The sequence below is a fragment of the Actinomadura madurae genome, assembly GCF_900115095.1.
Taxonomy (GTDB): Bacteria; Actinomycetota; Actinomycetes; order Streptosporangiales; family Streptosporangiaceae; genus Spirillospora; species Spirillospora madurae.
Genome location: NZ_FOVH01000030.1, coordinates 12,991 through 33,528 on the forward strand (window position 1 = coordinate 12,991; position 20,538 = coordinate 33,528).

General features: G+C 72.7%; 20 protein-coding genes. 9 read left to right on the forward strand and 11 right to left on the reverse strand.

All coding sequences use genetic code 11. From position 1 onward, the window contains the following. Positions 1–56 precede the first annotated feature (56 nt). Both BM339_RS45130 and BM339_RS45135 read left to right on the forward strand, forming a co-directional pair. Positions 57–710: a response regulator gene (locus BM339_RS45130; protein ID WP_033333273.1), complete on the forward strand. Its 654-nt coding sequence runs from the start codon at positions 57–59 to the stop codon at positions 708–710. A 95-nt stretch (positions 711–805) separates the two neighbouring features. Further along, positions 806–1,822 carry an urease accessory protein UreH domain-containing protein gene (locus BM339_RS45135; protein ID WP_075024867.1) on the forward strand — a complete coding sequence of 339 codons (1,017 nt, stop codon included), beginning with the start codon at positions 806–808 and terminating at the stop codon, positions 1,820–1,822. Here the strand turns inward: BM339_RS45135 and gltX are convergent. After that, positions 1,819–3,216 carry a glutamate--tRNA ligase gene (gene gltX / locus BM339_RS45140; RefSeq protein WP_075024833.1) on the reverse strand — a complete coding sequence of 466 codons (1,398 nt, stop codon included), beginning with the start codon at positions 3,214–3,216 and terminating at the stop codon, positions 1,819–1,821. The genes BM339_RS45135 and gltX overlap by 4 nt on opposite strands. 66 nt (positions 3,217–3,282) lie before the next feature. Further along, the gene (locus BM339_RS45145) at positions 3,283–3,864 is read right to left on the reverse strand and encodes a TIGR03086 family metal-binding protein (protein ID WP_052357852.1); all 582 of its coding nucleotides are present in this window, start codon (positions 3,862–3,864) and stop codon (positions 3,283–3,285) included. 94 nt (positions 3,865–3,958) lie between these two features. On the opposite strand from BM339_RS45145, the gene BM339_RS45150 reads away from it, so the two are divergent. Next, complete coding sequence (locus BM339_RS45150; RefSeq protein ID WP_075024834.1) at positions 3,959–4,798, forward strand: helix-turn-helix domain-containing protein; 840 nt, start codon at positions 3,959–3,961, stop codon at positions 4,796–4,798. Beyond that, entirely contained in the window at positions 4,795–5,433 is a 639-nt protein-coding gene (locus BM339_RS45155) for an NUDIX hydrolase (protein ID WP_075024835.1), read from the forward strand. The genes BM339_RS45150 and BM339_RS45155 overlap by 4 nt, the downstream gene beginning before the upstream one ends. A gap of 3 nt (positions 5,434–5,436) precedes the next feature. Here the strand turns inward: BM339_RS45155 and BM339_RS45160 are convergent, their stop codons facing one another. Together BM339_RS45160 and BM339_RS45165 are read right to left on the reverse strand one after the other, a co-directional pair. Continuing rightward, complete coding sequence (locus BM339_RS45160; protein ID WP_337959955.1) at positions 5,437–5,625, reverse strand: SDR family oxidoreductase; 189 nt, start codon at positions 5,623–5,625, stop codon at positions 5,437–5,439. Between the two features lie 27 nt (positions 5,626–5,652). Beyond that, complete coding sequence (locus tag BM339_RS45165) at positions 5,653–6,663, reverse strand: methyltransferase (protein ID WP_075024836.1); 1,011 nt, start codon at positions 6,661–6,663, stop codon at positions 5,653–5,655. A 199-nt stretch (positions 6,664–6,862) separates the two neighbouring features. Here BM339_RS45165 and BM339_RS45170 point away from each other — a divergent pair, with 199 nt between their 5' ends. Next, the gene (locus BM339_RS45170) at positions 6,863–7,501 is read left to right on the forward strand and encodes an HNH endonuclease family protein (protein WP_021595457.1); all 639 of its coding nucleotides are present in this window, start codon (positions 6,863–6,865) and stop codon (positions 7,499–7,501) included. Positions 7,502–7,578: 77 nt separating this feature from the next. Here the strand turns inward: BM339_RS45170 and BM339_RS45175 are convergent, their stop codons facing one another. Then, on the reverse strand, positions 7,579–8,079 hold the full coding sequence (locus BM339_RS45175; protein WP_024936121.1) for an HAD domain-containing protein: 501 nt from the start codon (positions 8,077–8,079) through the stop codon (positions 7,579–7,581). A gap of 90 nt (positions 8,080–8,169) precedes the next feature. Here BM339_RS45175 and BM339_RS45180 point away from each other — a divergent pair, with 90 nt between their 5' ends. Next, a complete protein-coding gene (locus BM339_RS45180; protein WP_075024837.1) occupies positions 8,170–9,024 on the forward strand; it encodes a class II glutamine amidotransferase in 855 nt (284 codons plus the stop codon). 53 nt (positions 9,025–9,077) lie between these two features. After that, positions 9,078–9,890: a PIG-L family deacetylase gene (locus tag BM339_RS45185; RefSeq protein WP_075024838.1), complete on the forward strand. Its 813-nt coding sequence runs from the start codon at positions 9,078–9,080 to the stop codon at positions 9,888–9,890. Here BM339_RS45185 and BM339_RS45190 read toward each other — a convergent pair. The 3 genes from BM339_RS45190 to BM339_RS45200 form a co-directional block, all read right to left on the reverse strand. Beyond that, positions 9,883–11,022, reverse strand: coding sequence for an ARPP-2 domain-containing protein (locus BM339_RS45190; RefSeq protein WP_075024839.1), 1,140 nt, complete (start codon positions 11,020–11,022; stop codon positions 9,883–9,885). The genes BM339_RS45185 and BM339_RS45190 overlap by 8 nt on opposite strands. Beyond that, on the reverse strand, positions 11,019–12,449 hold the full coding sequence (locus BM339_RS45195; protein WP_075024840.1) for a hypothetical protein: 1,431 nt from the start codon (positions 12,447–12,449) through the stop codon (positions 11,019–11,021). Before BM339_RS45195 ends, BM339_RS45190 begins: the two co-directional genes overlap by 4 nt. Positions 12,450–12,632: 183 nt before the next feature. After that, positions 12,633–12,872 (reverse strand): hypothetical protein, encoded by a 240-nt coding sequence (locus BM339_RS45200; RefSeq protein ID WP_021595451.1) that lies wholly within the window; start codon positions 12,870–12,872, stop codon positions 12,633–12,635. Positions 12,873–13,054: 182 nt separating this feature from the next. On the opposite strand from BM339_RS45200, the gene BM339_RS45205 reads away from it, so the two are divergent. After that, positions 13,055–16,954 carry a hypothetical protein gene (locus BM339_RS45205; RefSeq protein ID WP_075024841.1) on the forward strand — a complete coding sequence of 1,300 codons (3,900 nt, stop codon included), beginning with the start codon at positions 13,055–13,057 and terminating at the stop codon, positions 16,952–16,954. Between the two features lie 18 nt (positions 16,955–16,972). Here BM339_RS45205 and BM339_RS45210 read toward each other — a convergent pair whose 3' ends face one another. The 3 genes from BM339_RS45210 to BM339_RS45220 all read right to left on the reverse strand — a co-directional run bounded on the left by BM339_RS45210 (position 16,973) and on the right by BM339_RS45220 (position 19,353). Continuing rightward, positions 16,973–17,335: a VOC family protein gene (locus BM339_RS45210; RefSeq protein ID WP_075024842.1), complete on the reverse strand. Its 363-nt coding sequence runs from the start codon at positions 17,333–17,335 to the stop codon at positions 16,973–16,975. A gap of 70 nt (positions 17,336–17,405) precedes the next feature. Beyond that, complete coding sequence (locus BM339_RS45215; protein WP_075024843.1) at positions 17,406–18,068, reverse strand: TetR/AcrR family transcriptional regulator; 663 nt, start codon at positions 18,066–18,068, stop codon at positions 17,406–17,408. Continuing rightward, the gene (locus tag BM339_RS45220) at positions 18,061–19,353 is read right to left on the reverse strand and encodes an acyl-CoA dehydrogenase family protein (RefSeq protein ID WP_075024844.1); all 1,293 of its coding nucleotides are present in this window, start codon (positions 19,351–19,353) and stop codon (positions 18,061–18,063) included. The genes BM339_RS45215 and BM339_RS45220 overlap by 8 nt, the downstream gene beginning before the upstream one ends. 107 nt (positions 19,354–19,460) lie before the next feature. Here BM339_RS45220 and BM339_RS45225 point away from each other — a divergent pair, with 107 nt between their 5' ends. Beyond that, positions 19,461–20,525: a phosphotransferase family protein gene (locus tag BM339_RS45225; RefSeq protein WP_337959954.1), complete on the forward strand. Its 1,065-nt coding sequence runs from the start codon at positions 19,461–19,463 to the stop codon at positions 20,523–20,525. The last annotated feature ends 13 nt before the right edge of the window (positions 20,526–20,538 follow it).

Below are 20,538 nucleotides of genomic sequence, written 5' to 3' on the forward strand. Positions count from 1 at the left end.
AGTGGGTCGCCGCGGGGTCGGTGGCGATGGCGGGGACCGGAATCGGAGAGACGCGCGTGGACGACAAGGCGAAGATCCTGCTCGTGGACGACCGCGAGGAGAACCTGATCGCGCTGGAGGCCATCCTCAGCTCCCTCGATCAGGACCTCGTCCGGGCCCGGTCCGGGGAGGACGCGCTGAAGGCGCTGCTCACCGACGAGTACGCGGTCATCCTGCTGGACGTCGTCATGCCGGGGATGGACGGGTTCGAGACGGCGCGGGACATCAAGCGCCGCAAGAAGACCCGCGACCTGCCGATCATCTTCCTGACGGCGGTGAACAGCGACCCCGACTACGCGTTCCGCGGTTACGCGGCGGGCGCGGTCGACTTCATCTCCAAGCCGTTCGACCCGTGGGTGCTGCGCGCCAAGGTGTCGGTGTTCGTGGAGCTGCACACCAAGAACAAGCAGCTCCGCGACCAGACCGCCCTGCTGCGGGAGCAGGCGGCCCTGCTGCGGGAACAGGCGACGCTGCTGAAGGCGCGCCCGGCCGGCGACGGGGCGGAGCCGGCCGGGGACCGGCGCGTCGGCGACCGCCTGGCCTCGGTGGAGGAGCAGGCGGAGCTGGTCGCCAAGCGCGTGCCGGCCGCGCTGCGCGACGAGTTCGAGGAGCTCGACCGCCGGCTCGCCGAACTGCGGGCGGCCCTCGACGGCGCCCCCTCCGCGGGGTGACCGCCGCCGGCACCGCGGGACACCGGAGGGTGTCCGTACGGTGACGCTTCGCGGCGTCCGGCGGTGGGGAGGGTCTCGCGGCGGAGGTGGTCCGGGTGGGCGTCGCCGCGCTGTTCCTCACCGGTGCCGGGACGGGCCTGCTCGCGGGCGGCACCACGTGCGCGGCCGTGCAGCTGGGGCTGCTCACCGGCGCGGTCTCCGGCGGGCGGAAGGCCCCGGAGAGGGAGGCGTCGGGTACGCGATCGGTGGGCGGGGAGGTCCGTGCCCGCCTTGTCCGCCCGGTGGCGGCCTTCCTCGCGGCGAAGCTCGTCTCGCACGCGCTGCTGGGGGCGGTGCTCGGCCTGGCGGGCGGCGCGCTCCAGCCCGGGCCGCGTGTGCGCGGGGCGATCCTCGCGGCGGCCGCGCTGATGCTCGCCGTGTTCGCGCTGGACCTGCTCGGCTTCCGGCCCGCGCGGCGCCTCATGCGGCGGAGGGGCGCCGAGCGGTGCCGTCCACCGCGTTCCGGGCGTCCCGCCGTGCTCGGGGCGGCGACCGTGCTGCTGCCGTGCGGGCTGACGCTGTCGGCCGAGCTGCTCGCGGTCTCGTCGGGGTCGGCGCTCGGCGGCGCCGCGGTCATGGCGGGGTTCGTGCTCGGGACCGCACCGCTGTTCGGGCTCGTCGGCGTGACGGTCGGCCGGTCGCTTGCGGCCGTGCGGGGACGGCTGGCGGCGCTGCTGGCCGTCGGGTTGCTGGCCGTCGCCGGCTGGACGCTTGCCGCGGGCCTGCGCCTCGGCGGCTGGCTCCCGGACGGCGGCGGCACGGCCCCGGCGTCCGGTGCGGCGCGGTTCGTCTCGACGGACGCGTCCGGGACCCAGCTCGTGACCGTGTGGGCCCTCGACCGCGGTTACCGGCCCTCGCTGCTCAGTGCCCGCGCCGGGGTGCGCACCGTCCTGGTCGTGAAGACGGCGGGCACGCGCGGCCACACCAGGGCGTTCACCATCCCGAGCCTCGGTCGGGACGTGTTCCTCCCGGTGACCGGTGAGACCCGGATCGACGTGGGCGCCCCGGGGCCCGGCCGGATGCGCTTCGTGTGCGCGTCCGGCCACTTCCCTGGGGCGGTCACCTTCCGCTAGGCGGCGGCCAGCCGCGCGCGGGCGGCGGCGATGCGCGCGAGGGTGCGGTCGCGGCCGAGGATCTCCAGGGACTCGAACAGCGGCAGCCCCACGGTGCGGCCGGTGACCGCGACGCGGACGGGCGCCTGCGTCTTGCCGAGCTTGAGCCCGTGCTCGGTGCCGATCCGCTCCAGCCGGTCCTTCAGCTCGGCCGCGTTCCACGGCGCGTCCTGGTAGGCGGCCTCGGCGGCGGCGAGGATCTCGGCGGCCGGCTCCTTCATCGCCTTGTTCCAGGACTGCTCGTCGGACGGCGGCTCGTCCAGGAACGCGAAGTCGATCATCTGGACGATCTCCGACAGCAGCGCGACGCGGGTCTGCGCGAGCGGCGCCAGCTCGGCGAACACGGCGACGTCGACGTCGAAGGGGGCTTCCTGCAGGAACGGCAGGCACTCGGCGATGAACTTCTCCACCGGCAGCGCGCGGATGTACTCGCCGTTGATCGCGCGGAGCTTCTTGACGTCGAAGAACGCGGGCGAGGTGTTGACGTCCTCGATGCGGAACTCGTCGACGATCACGTCCCAGGGGACGATCTCGCGGTCGCCGGACGGGGCCCAGCCGAGCAGCATCAGGTAGTTGCGCATGGCCTCGGCGAGGTAGCCCTCGGCCCGGTAGTCCTCCAGCGCGACCTTGTCGCGGCGCTTGGACAGCTTCTGCCGCTTCTCGTTGACGATGACCGGGACGTGCGCCCACACCGGAGGCTCCCCGCCGAGCGCCTCCCAGAGCAGCTGCTGCTTGGGCGCGTTCGACAGGTGCTCCTCGCCGCGCACGACGTGCGTGATGCCCTGGCTCATGTCGTCGACCGCGTTGGCCAGGAGGAATGTGACCGACCCGTCGGCGCGGGCGATGACGAAGTCCTCCATGAGGGCGTTCTCGAACACCGGCTTGCCGCGCAGCAGGTCGACGACGGTCGTCTGGCCCTCGTCGGGCGTGCGGAAGCGGAGGGCGCGTCCCGGGCCGGCCTCCAGGCCGCGGTCGCGGCAGAAGCCGTCGTAGCCCTTGTGCGAGTCGCCGGTGCGGGCGATGACCGACTCGCGGGAGCAGTCGCAGTAGTAGGCGCGGCCCTTGCCCTTGATGGTCTCGACGGCCTCGGCGTGCTTGTCGGCGTTGGCGGACTGGAAGTAGGGGCCCTCGTACTGCTCGCCGTCCATCCCGAGCCACGCCAGGGCGCGGATGATGCCCTCGGTCCACTCCGGGCTGTTGCGCGAGGCGTCGGTGTCCTCGATCCGGAGCACGAGCGTCCCGCCGGACTGGGCCGCCATCACCCAGTTGAACAGCGCCGAGCGGGCGCCGCCGACATGGAACATGCCGGTCGGGGACGGGGCGAAGCGTACGCGGATCGAAGAGGTCGAAGACATGCCACCAAGGGTAGGGCGCGGGGAGCGCGGTTCGCGCCTCGTTTACTCCCGGGCTGTTCCGGCGTGTCAGGGCCTCCAGGACGGGTCGCGGCCCGCTTTCCCGAGCACGCGGTCGAGCAGCGGCGCGTCCCCGGGCACGGGGACCTCGGCTCCGATGGCCCCGTATTGGCGGCTCATCTCGGCCGTGGCGGAGATCTGCTCCCACGCGGCCTCCACCACCGCGGGCGGGAAGGCCGGCTCGCGGCCGGTGGCGACCGCGAGGTCCCAGCCGTGCATGACCCACTCGCCGAGAAGGATCCCGGCGATGAACCCGGCCGGCATGCCCTCCTTGTTCCCGGTGAGGCTGGTGTTGCCTTCCCACGCGGCGGGGTCCTGCCACGCCTCGGCGGTCTTGCGGGCCTGCTCCGCGAACCGCTCGGCCCAGCCCGCCTCGGCGGTGAAGTCGTGGTCCTCCCCCGGCCCGGTGGGCGGCAGCCGGTGCGCGGCGGTCTCGCCCCGTCCGGTCCACAGGATCAGATGGCCGGCGAGCCCCCGCACGTCCCAGTCCGGGCACGGGGTCGGCGCGTCCAGCCCGCTCTCCGGGATCGCCAGGACGATCCGCCCCGCGGCCTCCGCGGCGGCGGGCATCTGGGTCCTTATGTTGTCCATGTCCGTCTCCTCGCTCATCCGTTCGAATACGGTCCACGCTAGGAGGACCCCGTGACGCGCGTCTTGAAGAAACGCGCCACGTTAGCCTGACCTCATGGAACGTCCCCTGCCCGGCGGCACGCGCGGCATCCTGCGGCCGCGGACGGGCCTGGAGCGCTTCCAGATCGAGCGGATCCCGCCGCGGGCGGCGCTCGCCCCGTTCGTCGCCAACTTCTGGGTGCTGCGCTGGGATTTGCGGGGCCGGCCGCCGCACCGCCAGCAGGTGCTCACCCGGCCGTCGGTCCATATGACCTTCACCAGTTATCTGACCGAAGGCGCGACGCGGGCCAGGATCGTCGGCGTGGTGAGGGACGACTTCGCCGAGGAGATCCACGACGAGGGGCGCGTGATCGGCGCGGCCTTCCGCCCGGGCGGGTTCCGGCCGTTCATGGACGCGCCGGTCGCCACGCTGACCGGCCGTTTCGCCGGGGTCGAGGAGGTGTTCGGCGCGGACGGCACCGCGCTCGCCGCCGAGATCTTCGACTGCGCCGACGCGGCCGAGGCCGTCGGCCTGCTGGAGGCGTTCCTGACCGGGCGCGGGCCCGCGCCGGATCCGTCCGCCGAGCGGGCCGCCGTGATCGTCGACCGGATCGCGGCGCGCCCCGGCCTGGTCCGGGTGGACGAGCTGGCCGCGGAGGCGGGGCTCAGCCCCCGCAGCCTGCAGCGCCTGTTCCACGAGTACGTGGGCATCGGGCCGAAGTGGGTGATCCGGCGGTTCCGGATGCAGGAGGCCGCCGAGCGCGCCGCGTCCGGCGCGGACGTGGACTGGGCGGAGCTGGCGGCCGAGCTCGGCTACGCTGACCAGGCGCACTTCGTCCGCGACTTCACCGCCTCCGTCGGCACACCGCCGGCGAGATACGCGCGGGAAACCGGGCCTGGCAGTATCGGGGGATGACCGCCGCCCCCAGCAGCCCGTTCGACGACCTCACCGCGTTCCGGGCGCTCGCCGCCGAACGGCTCGGCTCGTTCGAGCACACGACCGTCCCGGACGCGCCCGGCCTGCGCCGTGCCGGGGTCGTGCTGTGCGCGGTGGAACACGGCGGCGTCCCCTCGGTCATCCTCATCAGGCGCGCCTACCGTGGGCGCAACGCCGGCCAGTGGGGCCTGCCCGGCGGGCGGCTGGAGGACGGCGAGACACCCGAGGCTGCGGCGCTGCGGGAGCTGCACGAGGAGATCGGGCTGACCGCCGGACCCGGTGACGTCCTAGGCAGGCTCGACGACTTCCCCGCCACCTCCGGCTTCGCGATCACGCCGATCGTGGTGGTGCTGGACGCTCCGGGCCCCCTGGCGCCGAGCGCGGACGAGGTGCACTCCGTCCACCACACCAGCCTGCGCAAGCTCGCCGCCGACGACACCCCGAAGTGGGTTCCGCAGCCCGACGGCGGACGCCTGCTGCAGATGTGGCTGGGCCCGAAGTGGCGCGTCCATGCCCCGACCGGCGCGATGCTGTGGCAGTTCCGCGAGGTCGTCCTGCTCGGACGGCAGGTCAGGGTCGCCGACTTCGTCCAGCCCGACTGGACGCGCCACTGAGGGTCAGAACGTCCCGCCGTCCACGACGATGCGCTGCCCGGTCACGTAGGACGCGGCGTCGGAGACGAGGAACCGCACCACGTCGGCGACCTCCTCGGGAGTGCAGACGTGGCCGTACGGGGACGAGGCGTCCGCCTGCCGGATGTCCTCGATCCCGGCGGTGGCGCGGACCAGCCCGCACGCTCCCGGAATCCCGCCGTGAGCCGCCCCTGACGCGGGTCATCGGGCGGGCACGGCCTCGATGACGTGGTAGGCCGCCGGCGGCAGCGGCCCGGTCAGCGCGACGACCGTGAACCCGGCGCCGTCCAGCAGGTCCCGGTACTCGGCCTCGGTGCGCTCCCGCCCGCCGGTCGCCACCAGCATGTTGAGGTCGTTGCGGACGATGCCCGCCGACTCCGGCGCGACGATCTCCGGCATCACCTGCTCCAGCAGGATCATCCGGGCGTCGGGGCGCATCGCCGCCCGGCAGTTCCGCAGGATCGCCGCGGCCTTCTCGTCGTGCCAGTCGTGGACGACGCTCTTGAGGACGTAGGCGTCCGCGCCCCCCAGGACCGACGCGAAGAAGTCGCCCGGGACGATCTCCGCCCGCCCGGCGACGTCGGCCAGGGTGCCCGGTGCGGCGGCGAGCCCGGCGGGCAGGTCGAACAGGACGCCGCGCAGGCCGGGATGGGCGCGCAGGATCGCGGCGAGCAGCGTCCCGTCGCCCCCGCCGAGATCGGCGACCGTCCCGTAGCGGCCGAAGTCGTGGGCCTCGATGACGCCCGGCGCGATGTCGCGGGTGTGCTCGGCCATGGCCCGGTTGAACGTCGCCGACGGTTCGGCGTCCGACGCGAAGAACTCGAACGGCGTCCTGCCGGTGACCCGTTCCCAGGCGTACTCCCCCGTGCGCAGCGTCTCGGTCATGTCGCCCCACGTCCGCCATACCTCGGGGCCGCAGAACAGCCTGATCAGCGACCGGATCGAATCCGGGGCGTCGGCGCGCAGGCGGCGCCCCTCGGCGGTCAGCGAGAACAGGTCGCGGTCACGCTGCTCCACGACGCCGAGGCCGGTGAGCCCGCGCAGCAGGCGGTGCAGCGACGGCGCGTGCGCGCCGGTCTCCTTCGCCAGCTCGGTGCTCGACATCGGCATGTCGCCGTCGAAGGCGTCCGCGAGCCCGATCTCGGCGGCGGCGTAGATGATCTGCGCCGGCATGAATCCGAAGGCCAGGTCCATGAGCGGTGATCTCGGCATCGTCGTGCTCCCCTCCGTGCCGCCTTCCCTTGCCGTCCGCACGTTACGAGGCCGCCTCGGGCGCGGTCTTGGACGAATGCAACCTCCCGGACAGATCGCCGTTACCTGATCGTGATCTCCGCTAACACGATAGACATTTCCGGTTTATCTAACTATTTGAGACTGGCGGCTCGTGCTCCCGAGCGAAAAGGAGTTTCCCGTGAGACGCACGGGGATCACCGCCAGCGCACTCAGCGCACTCACCGCCGCCCTCACCGGGGCGGCCCTGCTCGCCCCCGCCGCCGACGCCGCTCCGCCGCCCCCGCCAGACGGAAGCACCGCGTCCCAGCACCTCGCCGCCCTGACCGTCGCCGCCGAAGGCTCCGGCGACGGCTACTCCAGGGACAAGTTCCCGCACTGGATCGACCAGGGCGACAGCTGCAACACCCGCGAGGTCGTCCTCAAGCGGGACGGCGACAACGTCGGGACCGGCTCGGACTGCTACCCGACGTCCGGTTCCTGGACCAGCCCGTACGACGGGGCCACCTGGACCCAGCCGTCCGACCTCGACATCGACCACATGGTCCCGCTCGCCGAGGCGTGGCGGTCGGGGGCCTCGTCCTGGACGACGTCCCAGCGCCAGTCGTTCGCCAACGACCTGTCCAGCTCGCAACTGTGGGCGGTCACCGACAACGTCAACCAGGCCAAGGGCGACAAGGACCCGGCCGAGTGGACGCCGCCGCTGGCCTCGTTCCACTGCATGTACGCCAGGTCGTGGATCGACGTGAAGTACCGCTTCGGCCTCACGGTCGACTCGGCGGAGAAGTCGGCGCTCACCGGCCTGCTCGGCACCTGCTGACGCGATACCCCCGCTCCCGGCGGGTCCGCGGCGCGCCCGCGGACCCGCCGGCCTCCGCCGTCAGCCGGCCTCCGCTGTCAACCGGCCAGGGCTCGCAGCCAGGTCTTGGCGATCCCGATGTGGTCGTCGGTCAGGCCGGTCAGCGGGTCGATCTCCACGAGCAGATGCTCGGCGATGCCGGGCTCCCCGGCGATGCAGTCGGTGGCGTCCGGCTCGTCCTCGAACCAGACGAACGGCCTGCCCTCCGCCCACGCGGCCACGTGGCGCGCCTTCCACGCCCCGAGCGTGCGGCCCTCGTGGATGCCGGGGAACTGCGGGATCGGCACGAAGGGCAGCTCCGGCAGCCCGACCCGCGGGGCGATCCACTCGTTGGCGTTGTCGCACCAGTAGCTCGCCCAGGCGAGCTCGGCGCCCGTGGACTCGGCGAGCTCCAGCAGCGCCGGGCCGTGCCCGGGGTTCAGCCACAGCGTGAACGGCATCCCGTTCGGCGAGCACCGGTGCCGTTGAAATCCGCGATGAGGCCTCTCAAAGGGATTGAGCACCCCGTCGACATCCAGAAGAACCACCGGCGACCCCATACACCGGACCGTACGGCATCCCGGCCCGCCCGTCGAAGGTCATCGCGGCGCGGCCGTCATAGGTCGCCGCCGAGCGGGCATCGTCCCCGCATGTGCCGACTGTTCGGACTGACCACGGGCGGGCCCCGCGTCCGCGCCACGTTCTGGCTGCTGGACGCCCCCGACAGTCTCAGTTCCCAGAGCCGCCGCATGCCCGACGGGACGGGGCTCGGCTGGTTCTCGCTGGGCGAGGAGCCCGTCCGCGACCGGGCGCCCATCGCCGCCTTCCAGGACGCCGACTTCAACTCCGAGGCACGGTACGTCGCCTCGCACACCTTCGTCTCCCACGTCCGGTACGCCTCGACCGGGGCGCCGGACGTCCGCAACTCCCACCCGTTCGTCATGGACGACCGGCTGTTCGCCCACAACGGGGTCGTGCGCGGCCTCGACGTCCTCGGCTCCTGGCTCACGGACGCGGAGCGGGCGATGGCGCGGGGGCAGACCGACTCCGAGCTCGTGTTCGCCTACATCACCGCGCAGATCCGGCGGCACGGGGACACGCGGTCCGGGCTGATCGCGGCCGTCGGCCGCATCGCCGCCGAGCTGCCCGTCTTCGCGCTGAACCTCCTGCTGGCCGAGTCCGGGCGGCTGTGGGCGCTGCGCTACCCCGGGACCCACGAGCTGTGGGTGCTCGCCCCCGAGCTGACCGAACCCGGCGCCGCCCGGCACATGTCCTCCGGCCGCGAACCGGGCCGCATCGACGTCACGGCCCATCGGGAGGCGTGCGCGGCCTGGATCATCGCGAGCGAGCGCATGGACGACGACCCGGACTGGCGGCTCCTCGATCCCGGCGAGCTGCTCATGCTGGACGGGTGGCAGGCGTCCTCGCACTTCCCCTTCGGCACCCCCGCGCACCCGCTGACCACCGCCGACCTGTCGGCGGCGGAGTCGGTGTCCCAGACATGATCGGGTTCGCCGCTCCCGCCGTATAGTGGACGGCCGAGGACCGAGGAGCCCGGATGCCGCGAGAACTCACACTGATGGCCGTGCACGCCCACCCCGACGACGAGGTGCTGAGCACGGGCGGGATCCTCGCCCGCTACGCCGCCGAGGGCGTCCGCACCGTCCTCGTGACGTGCACCAACGGCGAGCAGGGCGACGGGCCCGGCGGCGTGAAGCCCGGCGAGCCGGGGCACGACGCCGAGGAGGTCGCGCGGCGGCGGCTCGCCGAGCTCCGCGAGTCCGCCGGCCTGCTCGACATCGGCCACCTGGAGCTGCTCGGCTACCGCGACTCCGGCATGCCGGGCTGGCCGGCCAACGACGACCCGGCGGCCTTCGCGAACGTCCCGCTGGACGAGGCGGCCGGGCGGCTCGCCGAGCTGATGGAGCGCCACCGCCCCCAGATCGTCGTCACCTACGACGAGAACGGCGGCTACGGGCACCCCGACCACATCCAGGCCCACCGCATCGCGGTCGCCGCCGCCGAGCGGTCCGGCATCCCCGACAAGCTCTACTACACGGCCATCCCCCGGTCCGGGAGCAAGCAGCTGTTCCAGGCCGTCCGGGACGCCGGTGTCGATCTCGGGTTCGACCCGCCCGACGACTTCGGCACGCCCGACGAGCTGATCACCAGCGTCCTGGACGTCTCCGAGCATTTCGACGCCAAGCGCAAGGCGCTCCTGGCCCACGCCAGCCAGGGCGAGAGCATCTTCCTGCTGCGGCTGCCGGAGGAGACGCAGCGGATGGCGTTCTCCTCCGAGGCGTTCATCCGCCACCGCAACCGCGTCGAGGCACCCGACCAGGAAGACGACCTGTTCGCCGGGCTCAGGTAGCGCGCTCGGCCCGGTAGTGGTCGAGGACGTCCTGGCGCAGCAGGTAGCCGAACCCGGCCCGTTCGAGCCGCAGCACCAGGGCCGCCTTGTCGGCGCCCAGAGCGGCGGCCGTGGCGCCCAGCCTCCAGTCGTGCTCCGCCAGCCGCTTGAGCAGGTAGCCGCGCTTGACCTGCGCTTCCGAGAGCCTGAAGGTCTTCATGTAAGCGATGCGGCCGTCCCCGTCGGTGATGGTCTCGCCGATGTGGTTCTCCCCGCGCAGCGCGAAGGAGGGCAGCCACCGGGAGAGTTCGAAGCCGTGCAGGTACTGCACCACCTGCCGCGTCCCCTCCTCGTCGAAGAGCTGCCCGGCCATGACCCCGTCGTGGAAGGCGGCCCACTCCTCCTGGCGCAGCGTCACCGCCGTCCGCAGGTCGCCGAGCGAGCGGATGTCCGCGTCGTCGATCGGCGCGGACAGGTCGCCGGCAGGGGCGCCCAGCAGGCCGTACATGTAGACCAGCTCACCGAAGAGGTCCTCGACCAGCGTGGGGTGCAGCGCCCGGTAGTCGTCGGGGTGCGGGACGACGAACGCGCTCGCCAGGGAGTCCGCGACGTACACCATCACGCCGCACTGCCCGGGGTGGATCTCGAAGATCCTCAGCGCGTCCTCCAAGCCCTGGACCGCCCGCCCGAGGTAGGCCTCCTCGCTGCGGGGGGACAGGCCGTGCGCGACCGCCCGGCGCGACCACTCCTCCCACGCGATCGACGGTCCGCCGAAATGCAGCGCCAGATAGCCCTCGACGGCCAGATGCAGCGGAAGGAAGCGCAGCCGGTCCTTGCCTGCCTTCCGCGCCATCCTCCGCGTGAACCGCACGGGCATCCGCGGCGGGGCCGCCGCGGTGTCGCGCTCCAGCAGGCGCGTCCCGTACGAGGCCGCCTGCGTCTGGTCGCCGTCACTCCACGCCGCCACGAAGGCGTGCGGGACGAACGAGACGTACACGGAGTCGCCCACGTCCACGACCGACACCGGCTCCTCGTACGCCTTCCGGTGCAGCCGCAGGTACGGGACGGGCTCCTCCCGGACGAGCGGGACGAGCCGCACGGAACCCCACACCTGCGCGGGCCTGGTCTCCAGCCCGTCCAGCCTGATCGTCATGCGCGCTCCCCGAGGAACCGGGCGACCCGATCGTCCAGATGCGCCCGGAGCCCGGCCAGGCCGACCCGCCCCTCGGCGAACCGGGCGAGTTCGACCAGCGTCGGGAGGTCCTCGGCATCCCGGACGCCCGCGGTCGGCACGGCCGGCGACAGCCGCCGCACGTCGAAGTCGTCCGCGTCGTACACCGGGTTCAGATGCGCGATCATCACCCGCCGGCCCGGCGCGAGCCGGTGGCCGGGGTCGAGGCGCGTGCGCCAGATCCGCAGGACGTCCGCGGCGAGGCCGGGGGGCGCGTTGTCCCAGCCGTCCGAGATGATGAGGAGCCGCTCGGGGCCGGTCTCCAGGGCGTCGATGATCCGCTGCCCGAGCGGCGTCGGGCCGGACGGGTACACGAGCAGCTCGTCGGTGCGGCCCGACGTCCACAGCGGCGTGTAGTCCTTCGCGAGGGTCTCCAGCAGGTAGTGCGCGGCGAGCGCGACCGCCAGCGGGCGGCGCCGCTTCTGCCCCGACCCGAGCGAGGAGTAGCTGTCGTCGAGCACGGCCGCGACCCTGCCCCAGGAGCCTCGCGCGGCACCCGCCACCCGCCGCGCGGCGGTCCGCAGCGCCCGGCTCAGCTCGGCCCGCCGCTCGGACCGCTCGTCCAGCGGCAGGGAGAGCACGTACGAGGCGAGGCGCGTCAGCGGCATCTCCCCCAGATCGGCCCGGACGGCCGCCCCTCCGCTCGACTGCAGGCGCAGCCGCTCCAGCCGCGTCATCCGCGGCTGGATGCGCTCCAGGAACACCTCGCGCGGGATCCGGTGCTTGACCGCGAATCCCTCCGCGACCGTGTACGGCAGCTCGTAGATGGCCGCGTGCTCGTAATGCGCCCGCCGCCACTGCTCGAAGATCGGCGTCTTGAACGCCTTGACGCTGAACGGCGCGAACAGGAACTTGCGCTGCTCGCCGCGGAGCCGCAGATGCGCGTGCCGCGCCGCGTCCTTCACCGCGCCCCGGTACTTGACCGCGTCGAACGCCGGGTCCCGCCGCCCCGCCATCCAGTCGCGGATGATGACGCGCGTCCGCCGGTTGTTCACCCCGAGCCGCCGCAGCTCGCGGAAGAGCCGGTACACGCGCTGGGGCGGCAGCGTCTCCAGCCGCCGCGCGATCAGCCGTCCTTCCCCGCGCCGCCGCTCGACCCCCACGTCCCCCGCCCGGACCAGCAGGTTCCGCACGATGATCGCCGCGTTGTGGTCGTTGACGTCCAGCGCGAGGACGTCGGCGTACATGTCCCGGTAGTTCTCCAGCATGTACTCGTGCAGGAACTCGAGGCTGAGGCGCTGCTCTCCCGCGTGGTGGTGGAACTCGCGCTGCCCGGTCGAGGTGATCGCCGCGTTGACGAACATCAGCACGTCCTCGCACGCGACGAGATCGGCGAACGTCTCGCTCATCACTCCCCCGGGGTGGACAGGCGCCGGCCGGGGAATGGGGGCGCGAACAGCGAAGCATCGCTTTCAAGGCGGGTTCCGGAAGTCACACCGAAGTCCCGCGGCCGGCCACCGAACCGTAACACCGCCCCCGGCCGCGGCGCCTTCGGATATCCGCCATGCGAATCGGCGCGCCGGCTTTCCGCGTCATCCCTCGTCATGAGGGTCGGCCACGTCCTCCAGTGCCGCGAGACGGTAGGTGACGAGGTCGGTGGCCAGCGTCGCGGCCGCGCACGCGATGACGACGGCCGGCCGGCCGGCGCCCATCGTGCCGGCGACCGCCATCATGGCGGCGCGGACGGCGGCTCCGGCCGGGCGGGCCCGGTCGGCGCACCTTCGCGAAAGCCCGCGCGCCGCCGCGCGGACACGAACCAGAATGCCCTTCATGGTGACTCCACTTCCATGCGATCAATGGCAGTGGAATCGACATTAAGGACAGCAATAAAACCCTTCCAGGACTGTCGACAATTGGCGGGAACTGTCGAACACGGCAGGGTATCCTCGCAGTTCAGAACATGAAGTGCTCCTTCGTTCATCAGATCTCGGCAGATCTCGACAGGAGGCTGGCGGTGTCAGAGAGCTGGGCGGACCTGTCCGACTCGGAACTGCGCGATCTCTGCGAACGGCTCGTGCGCGGCCTCGCGAAATCCGACCTGCCCCGGCTGATCTCCAGGGAGGAGACACTGCTCGCACTCGCTCGCCGGCTCGCCGGCGAGGGCGCGGTGATGACCCGCGTCCAACTCGGCGGCGTCCTGTCCGAGCGCATGAACGAGGTCACCGCCCGCACCCGCCGGCGCGAGCTGAAACAGGCACGCGACCTGCTGGGGCTGTCAGCGGAGGACGACGGCTTCGAGGAGCGGCTCGGGGACCGGGATCCGCGCGTCATGGAGGTGCGCCTCTCCCTGGCCGCCAAGTGGACGAGAGAATCCTCGACCAGCGTGCGCCGGAAGCTGGGCACGATTCTCGGCGCCCTGCTCAGCGCCACCGAGACGTCCCGGCGCCGGGACGGCGATCCCGAGGTGGCACGGGTCCTGCGGATGTGCGAGGGGTTCGCGTCCGAGCTGGACCAGACGTTCGAGGCCGCGGACGGGCGCGCGACCCGGTACAGCACCGGTCTGTACGTGCCACGCCGCCTTCAAGGCGACGTCCTTGCCCGGGTGACCGGCCAGGCGTGGCGCACGAAGATCGTGGGCGAGGCCGGCTACGGCAAGTCCAGCCTGCTGTGGGGCCTGCACAAGGAGCTGAAAGGCGCGTTCCGCCCGCTGCTGGTCAACGCCGCCTGGCTGCGCGCCGATCCGGGCCTTGACCCGGTGCTGGACGGAGAGGTGCTCGTCCGCGCCGTCGAGGCCCTCGCGGCAGCCGGCGAGCGTCCCGTGCTCCTGCTCGACACGGTGGATCTGCTCCTCCATGAGCAGCATGAGATCGACCGGGCCAACGCCATGCTCAACGCCGCCGTCGACGCGGGCGCGCGGGCCGTGGTGAGCTGCCGTGAGCAGGAGTCGCACGCCCTCGACCCGCGATTCGACCAGGTGCGGCTCGGCGCCTATGACGAGGACGAGCTGCACGACGTGATCGAGCGCCACGTCGAGGCGTTCTGTCCCGACGCGCCGCCGAAGCCGATCGGCGCGAAGGTCGCGCTGATGATGCGGACGGCGTCGCGGGGGCTGAGCATGGCCGAGGTCTGCCGCCATCCACTGCTGCTTCGGCTGCTCTTCGAGGCGTACGAGGGCACGTTCCCGGACGAGGAGGTCAACAGCCTCGACGTGCTGGGCGCGTACTTCGACAACAAGATCCGCCGCGACCGGAACTGGCGGACGGATCCCGTGCGCGGCCGCGGCGGCGACATGGGGGACGCCTGCGCCTGCATCGCCATCGGGCTCTTCTCCTCGGGTTCCGTGGAGTCCCCCTACGAGGAGCTGTCGTCCCGGGCACGGGACGTGGCCGCCGCATGGGACGGCTGCGCGGTGACCGACCTCGACGCCGCGTTCGACGTCCTGCTCAGCAGGTCGGTCCTGCTCATGGACGAGCGGGGGCACGTCCGGTTCCGCCACCAGCTCCTCTTCGAGTACGTCGCCGCGCGGGCACTGCTGGCCCGCGGCAGGGACGCCGAACTGCGCAGGCTGCAGGGCATCGTGCAGGACCGTCCGCTCGACCTCTACGTCGGTGCCGTGTTCGAGCAGGCCCTGATCTACGGCTGGCACGCCCATCCGGCGCTGCGCCGCCACGTCTCCTCGGCCCTGGACGCGCTGGCCGCGTCCGGCCAGGTCAACCTCCAGTCGATGGCGCTGGTCGTCGCGGCCCACCACCCCGACGTCGACGCGGACGTGCCGGGCCTGCTCGCCCGGGCCGGAACCGAGGTGGTCCGGCGCTTCGTGGCGTTGACCCCGCGCGTGACCGGGGCGGGGGTGGGCCGGGCCATGGCGCTGCTGCGCCTCGTCTGGAAACGCGATGAGCAGGCCTGCCGGCGGGCCGTGCTGAACGTGTTGGAGCGCTTCGCCGGCCAGGACGCCGCCGCCGTACGGGACCTCGTCGATGATCTGGACTGCGTCTGGTACGTCATCGAGAAGAAGGGCGAGCTCCTTGTGAGCGACCAGGCGCTTCCCCGCGCCGTCGGCCTGGTCGCCGCCGAGGATCCGGGCTGGAGCAGCACCACGCTGCGGTCGCTCTTCGAGGCCGGCTGCCTGGCGGCCAGCTCGCGGGCCCTGGCCGTGACGATTCTCGGGATCGTCGGCGACCAGTGGGAGCACCTCGGCTCCAAGGCGACGCTGGACCTGTTCATCGAGGCCACGATCGCCGCGCAGGCGCGCAACGGCGGGCAGGAGGCCACGCCGGTGCGGCTCGCCGCGGGCAGGCTCTGGGGGCTCCACTGGATCGGCGAGTACCGCCTCGGCGGCCCGGAGCCCCGCGCGGCGGAATGGGCCGGGCTGGTCGCCGAGGTTCGCGCCGAACTGGCCCGGCACCCGCAGGCGCCCTGGCCGACCCAGCTCAGGCTCGCGGGCCTGGCGGTCGCGCTGGCGGCCCTTCCCGACGGGAACGCCCTCATCGATCCGACGCTTTCGGCGATCTTCCCGCCGGCCGAGGAGTCCTTCGGCCTGCCGCTGCTGGAGCTGCCGGACTCGTTCCTGATCCCGCTCCTGCGCGGCCCGAGCCCCGCCGGGCGCCGGCTGCGCGGTCTGCTCCGGGACGCGCTCAGCGCGCTGCCCGCCGATCCCGCGCACACGGCGGACCCGCGGTGCCTGCGCGCCACGGTCGCGAGGACCGCCGTCCACGGCGCGGAGCTCTCCCCGGACGAGGTCGCGGAGCTGCTGACGAACCTGCCCTCCCTCCAGCGGCCCTCCCAGTGGACCGCGGCGGGCGGCTTCATCGCCGCGGTCGTCCCGGCGGCCCTCGGCGGCCACCCGGTCGCCCGTGCCGCGCTCGACGCCGTCCGGGCCGATCCCGGAGCGATCGGGGCACCGGGCCGCAAGTCCGTCACGGCCTCCCTGAGCCGGCATCTGAGCGACCACCCCGATCTGCTGCCGGCGGCTCTCACCTGCTGCGGCGCGTGGCTGACGGCCGCGCCCCTGATCGAGGCGGTCCGTCGGGACCGGGACGCGCTCGGCCCCGCGCTGGCGCGGCACGCCGGCGAGGTGGACGACTTGATCGACACCTTGTTCGCCAAGGGGGGCGGCGCGCAGCAGGACGCGATGAACCTGTGGCTCGCGGTGGAGGACCTGGACATCCTCCGGGTCCGCGGCTTCGCGGAGCTGCGGAAGATGTGGGAAGGAGCCCAGGTCCACACCGCCAGGCAGAACGTCCTGCGGCTCATGGGGCGGCAGGCCGGGCGAGGACGGCTGCCGCTGGACGACGTCACGTCGCTCATACGGACACTGGTCAGCGTCCGTCCCGACGGATTGCACGCCGTGGGGACGGCGTACCGCGACCAGGGAACGCTGAACGCGGCGCGCGACGCGCTCGTGATCGCCCTCTCGCAGGCCGGGCCGCTGACCGAGGACGCGCTGGACGATCTCCTCATGCTGGCCCTGGGCGGTTCCGCCGGACGCGGCACGCAGGTCTGGTTGCGCTTCCCGTTGCGCCGGCTCGGCTCCTCCGGGCGGTCGGGCGATGCCTTCGCCTTCTACGCGCGGCTCGGGCGGCTGACCGCCGACCGCGGTCCCCAGCACCAGAACAAGCTGGCCAACAAGCTGTTCAAGGAGGTCGCCACCCTGTGCGGCGACGCTCCGCAGGCCGAGCGGCTCCGCTGGATCGAGTCGCTTCCCGCCTTGCCCGTGCCGTTCGCGCAGGTGATGGTGCGCGCCCTCGCACGGACGGCGTTCGGCAAGGTGCACGGCCCGCTGCTGGAGTCCGCGGCGGAGGAGCATCTCCCCGAGCCGGTGAAACTGACCATCCGCAGCGTCGTCCAGGACGGTGCCCGCCTCAGCGGCTCGATCGTCATCGACGAGCTGCTCGCCCCGCCCGGCTCTCCCTGAACGGCGGCCCGGAACGGGTCAGGGGCGGTAGGTGCCGAAATACCATTCGTTGCCGTCGGGGTCGCGGGCGGCGTAGTCGCGGGAGCCGTAGTCCTGGTCGGTGAGCTCGCGGAAGATCTCGGCGCCGACGGCCTTCGCGCGGTCGTGGTGGGCGTCGGGGTCGTCGACCGCGACGTAGACGCTCGCCGCCGGCGTCTCGGCGGCTCCGAGCATGATCAGGCCGGTGTCGTAGCGCATCTCGGCGTGGACGATCGCGCCCCGGTCGTCCTTGTGGACTCCGGCGGTCTCGAAGCCGAACGCCTTCTCCAGCCATTCGAGCGTCCGGGCCGGGTCGGCGGCCCTGATCAGCGGGTAGAAGGTGCGGCGGATCTCGCTCGTCATGTCGTCCTCCCTGCTTCTGGGATGCCCAGTCTGCGGGGAGGGCGACCGTCCGTCTTGGACGAATGTGACCTCAGCGGCGGGCGGCGTCGCGCTCGGCGGCGAGGCGCCGGGTCTCGGCGGAGACGGGGGCGCCGAGGATCGCGGCGACGACGTCGATCAGGTAGCTGGTGAACAGGCGGTCGTCGGTGCGGGGACCGGAGCGGGCGCGGCGGGACAGCTCGATGGAGGCGTAGAGGATGGCGGTGAAGCGGCGGTGCAGCCGGGCCGCGTCCTCTTCGAGCAGCGGCTCGACCAGGGTGCGCCAGCGGCAGAGGCTGTCGGGCGTCCGCTGGGCGGACGGTCCCGCTCCAGGAGGGTCGTCCAGGACGGCCGTGGGGACGAGCGGGTCCGGGCGGTTGACGACGTCCGCCCAGATCTGGAGGTAGGCGCGGCCGGACTCGTCGGTGAGCCGGGCCGCCATGGGGCGGACCAGGGCGGCGGCCAGGGGGCGGACGCCCGGCTCGCCGTCCTCGTAGGCGTCGAGCAGGGCGTGCCGGCGGGCCTCCACCTCGGGCGCGTGCCGGGCGAAGATCGCGCGGATGATCCCGGCGCGGTCCCCGAAGTGGTACTGGACGGCCGTGGCGTTGCGGGCGCCGGCCTCCTGCACGATCTCGCGGAGGCTGACGGCGTCCACGCCGCGGGCTGCGTAGAGGGCCTCGGCGGCGTCCAGCAGCCTCTCCCGCGTGTCACTCATCGCCGATCGCGTGCTCCAGGGCCTCGGCGAAGCGCTCCTCGGCCGCCGCCCGGCGGGTGGGCAGGTGGCCGGACGGCCACAGGCCCTCGACGGGCTCGACGCCGCGCAGCAGCTGCCGGGCCAGGGTGATCTTGTGGACCTCGGTGGGGCCGTCGGCGATGCCCATCGCCTCCGCCCCCATCATCATGGCGGCGAACGGCATCTCGTTCGACACGCCGAGGGCGCCGTGCAGGTGCATCGCGCGCTGGACGACGTCGTGGTACACCTTCGGCATCGCGGCCTTCACGGCGGCGATGTCCTTGCGGACCTTCCTGTAGTCCTTGTGCCTGTCGATGAGCCAGGCGGTGCGCAGGACGAGCAGCCGGAACTGCTCGATCTCGATCCAGCTGTCGGCGATCTTCTCCTGGGTCATCTGCATCTTGGCCAGCGGCCCGAAGCGCGTCTGCCGGGACACCGCGCGCTCGCACATCATGTCGAACGCCTTGCGGACCTGCGCGATGGTCCGCATTGCGTGGTGGATGCGGCCGCCGCCGAGCCGGGTCTGCGCGATGGCGAACGCGCCGCCCTCGTCGCCGAGGAGGTTCTCGGCGGGGACGCGGACGTCCTCGTAGCGCAGGTAGCCGTGCGACCCCTCGCGTTCGCCGCCGACGCCCACGTTCCGGACGGTGGTCAGGCCCGGCGCGTCGGCCGGCACGATGAACATGGACATGCCCTCGTAGGCGGACACGTCCGGGTTCGTCACGGCCATCACGATGAGGAACGTGGCGTGGCGGGCGTTGGAGGAGAACCACTTCTCCCCGTTGATGACCCAGCCGTCCCCGTCGCGGGTGGCCCGGGTGGTGAACAGGGTCGGGTCGGCTCCCCCGTGCGGCTCGGTCATCGAGTAGGACGAGGAGATCTCGCCGTCCAGGAGGGGACGCAGGTAGCGCTCCTTCTGCCCGGGCGTGCCGAAGTGGGCGATGATCTCGGCGTTGCCGGAGTCGGGCGCCTGGCAGCCGAACACCGACGGCGCCCAGCGGGAGCGGCCGAGGATCTCGTTCAGCAGCGCCAGCTTCACCTGGCCGTACCCCTGGCCGCCGAGATCGGGGCCGAGGTGGCACGCCCACAGGCCCTTGTCGCGGACCTGGTCCTGCAGAGGGCGGACAAGTCGCTTGTAGCGGGGGTCGGTCTTGTCGTAGGGGTCGCCGAGGACGAGGTCGAGGGGCTCGACCTCGTCCCGGACGAAGGCGTCCGCCCAGTCGAGAAGTTCCTGGTAGGCGGGGTCGGTCTCGAAGTCCCAAGCCATGGCGCCCTCCCGGGGTCGTGAGGACTCGATAATCCACCCACTTGAGGAAATAATGCAAGTGCATGACTGTTAGTCTCCGGACGATCAGTGTCGGGAAGGGACCCGCCGTGCAGCCTGAGCAGATCGACCGCGCCCTCGTGGACTTCGGCGTCCTGGCCGGGTGGATGGACGGCCAGGACCTGCCGGGCGGGCCGTTCGAGGACGTCGAGGTGCTCACCGGCGGCACCCAGAACACCCTGGTCCGGTTCCGCCGCGGCGGCCGCGAGTACGTGCTCAGACGCGGCCCCGGCCATCTGCGGCCGCGGACGAACGACGTCCTGCGCCGCGAGGCGCGCGTGCTCGCCGCGCTCGACGGGACCGACGTCCCCGCGCCGCGCCTCGTCGCCGCCTGCCCGGACGAGTCCGTCATGGGCGGCGCGGTGTTCTACCTGATGACCGTGGTCGAGGGCTTCAACGCCTCGGTGACCTTGCCCGAGCGGCACGCCGGGGACGCCTCCGTCCGGCGCGAGATGGGGTTGAACGCGGCCCGCGCGCTGGCGGCGCTGGGCGCGGTCGACCACGAGGCGGCCGGCCTGCGGGACTTCGGCAGGCCGGAGGGGTTCCTGGAGCGGCAGGTGGGCCGCTGGATGTCCGAGCTCGATTCCTACAGCGCCCTGGACGGCTACCCCGGGCCGGACATCCCCGGCCTGGACGACGTGGCCCGCTGGCTGGAGGAGCGCCGACCGAGGACGTGGCGTCCCGGGATCCTGCACGGCGACTACCACCTGGCCAACCTGATGTACTCCTTCGACGGGCCCGAGGTCGCGGCGATCGTCGACTGGGAGATGTGCACGATCGGCGACCCGCTGCTGGACCTCGGCTGGCTGCTCGCCACCTGGCCCGACCGCGCCGACCAGAGCGCGGCGCTGGCCGGTCCCCTCGGCGCGGCCGGCGGGCTGCCCACCGCGGACGAGCTGGTCGCCGCCTACGCCGAGCGCGCGGACGCCGTCGCCGGGCGCGACCTGCCGTCCATCACCTGGTACGCGGTGCTCGCGTGCTTCAAGCTCGGCATCGTCCTGGAGGGGACCCACGCCCGCGCCTTCGCAGGAAAGGCGCCCAAGGAGACCGGCGACCTCCTCCACGGCATCACGCTCGGCCTCTTCCAGCGCGCCCGCGGCTTCATCGACCCGTAAGGCCGGACGCACC

Excerpts from the sequence above, each read along its gene's own strand:
- BM339_RS45145 (WP_052357852.1), bottom strand. The coding sequence starts at position 3,864 with ATGGACAACATAAGGACCCAGATGCCCGCCGCCGCGGAGGCCGCGGGG.
- BM339_RS45150 (WP_075024834.1), top strand. The coding sequence starts at position 3,959 with ATGGAACGTCCCCTGCCCGGCGGCACGCGCGGCATCCTGCGGCCGCGG.
- BM339_RS45195 (WP_075024840.1), bottom strand. The coding sequence starts at position 12,449 with ATGAGCGAGACGTTCGCCGATCTCGTCGCGTGCGAGGACGTGCTGATG.
- BM339_RS45220 (WP_075024844.1), bottom strand. The coding sequence starts at position 19,353 with ATGGCTTGGGACTTCGAGACCGACCCCGCCTACCAGGAACTTCTCGAC.
- BM339_RS45155 (WP_075024835.1), top strand. The coding sequence starts at position 4,795 with ATGACCGCCGCCCCCAGCAGCCCGTTCGACGACCTCACCGCGTTCCGG.
- BM339_RS45210 (WP_075024842.1), bottom strand. The coding sequence starts at position 17,335 with ATGACGAGCGAGATCCGCCGCACCTTCTACCCGCTGATCAGGGCCGCC.
- BM339_RS45200 (WP_021595451.1), bottom strand. The coding sequence starts at position 12,872 with ATGAAGGGCATTCTGGTTCGTGTCCGCGCGGCGGCGCGCGGGCTTTCG.
- BM339_RS45185 (WP_075024838.1), top strand. The coding sequence starts at position 9,078 with ATGCCGCGAGAACTCACACTGATGGCCGTGCACGCCCACCCCGACGAC.
- BM339_RS45180 (WP_075024837.1), top strand. The coding sequence starts at position 8,170 with ATGTGCCGACTGTTCGGACTGACCACGGGCGGGCCCCGCGTCCGCGCC.
- BM339_RS45165 (WP_075024836.1), bottom strand. The coding sequence starts at position 6,663 with ATGCCGAGATCACCGCTCATGGACCTGGCCTTCGGATTCATGCCGGCG.
- BM339_RS45175 (WP_024936121.1), bottom strand. The coding sequence starts at position 8,079 with ATGGGGTCGCCGGTGGTTCTTCTGGATGTCGACGGGGTGCTCAATCCC.
- BM339_RS45215 (WP_075024843.1), bottom strand. The coding sequence starts at position 18,068 with ATGAGTGACACGCGGGAGAGGCTGCTGGACGCCGCCGAGGCCCTCTAC.
- gltX (WP_075024833.1), bottom strand. The coding sequence starts at position 3,216 with ATGTCTTCGACCTCTTCGATCCGCGTACGCTTCGCCCCGTCCCCGACC.
- BM339_RS45190 (WP_075024839.1), bottom strand. The coding sequence starts at position 11,022 with ATGACGATCAGGCTGGACGGGCTGGAGACCAGGCCCGCGCAGGTGTGG.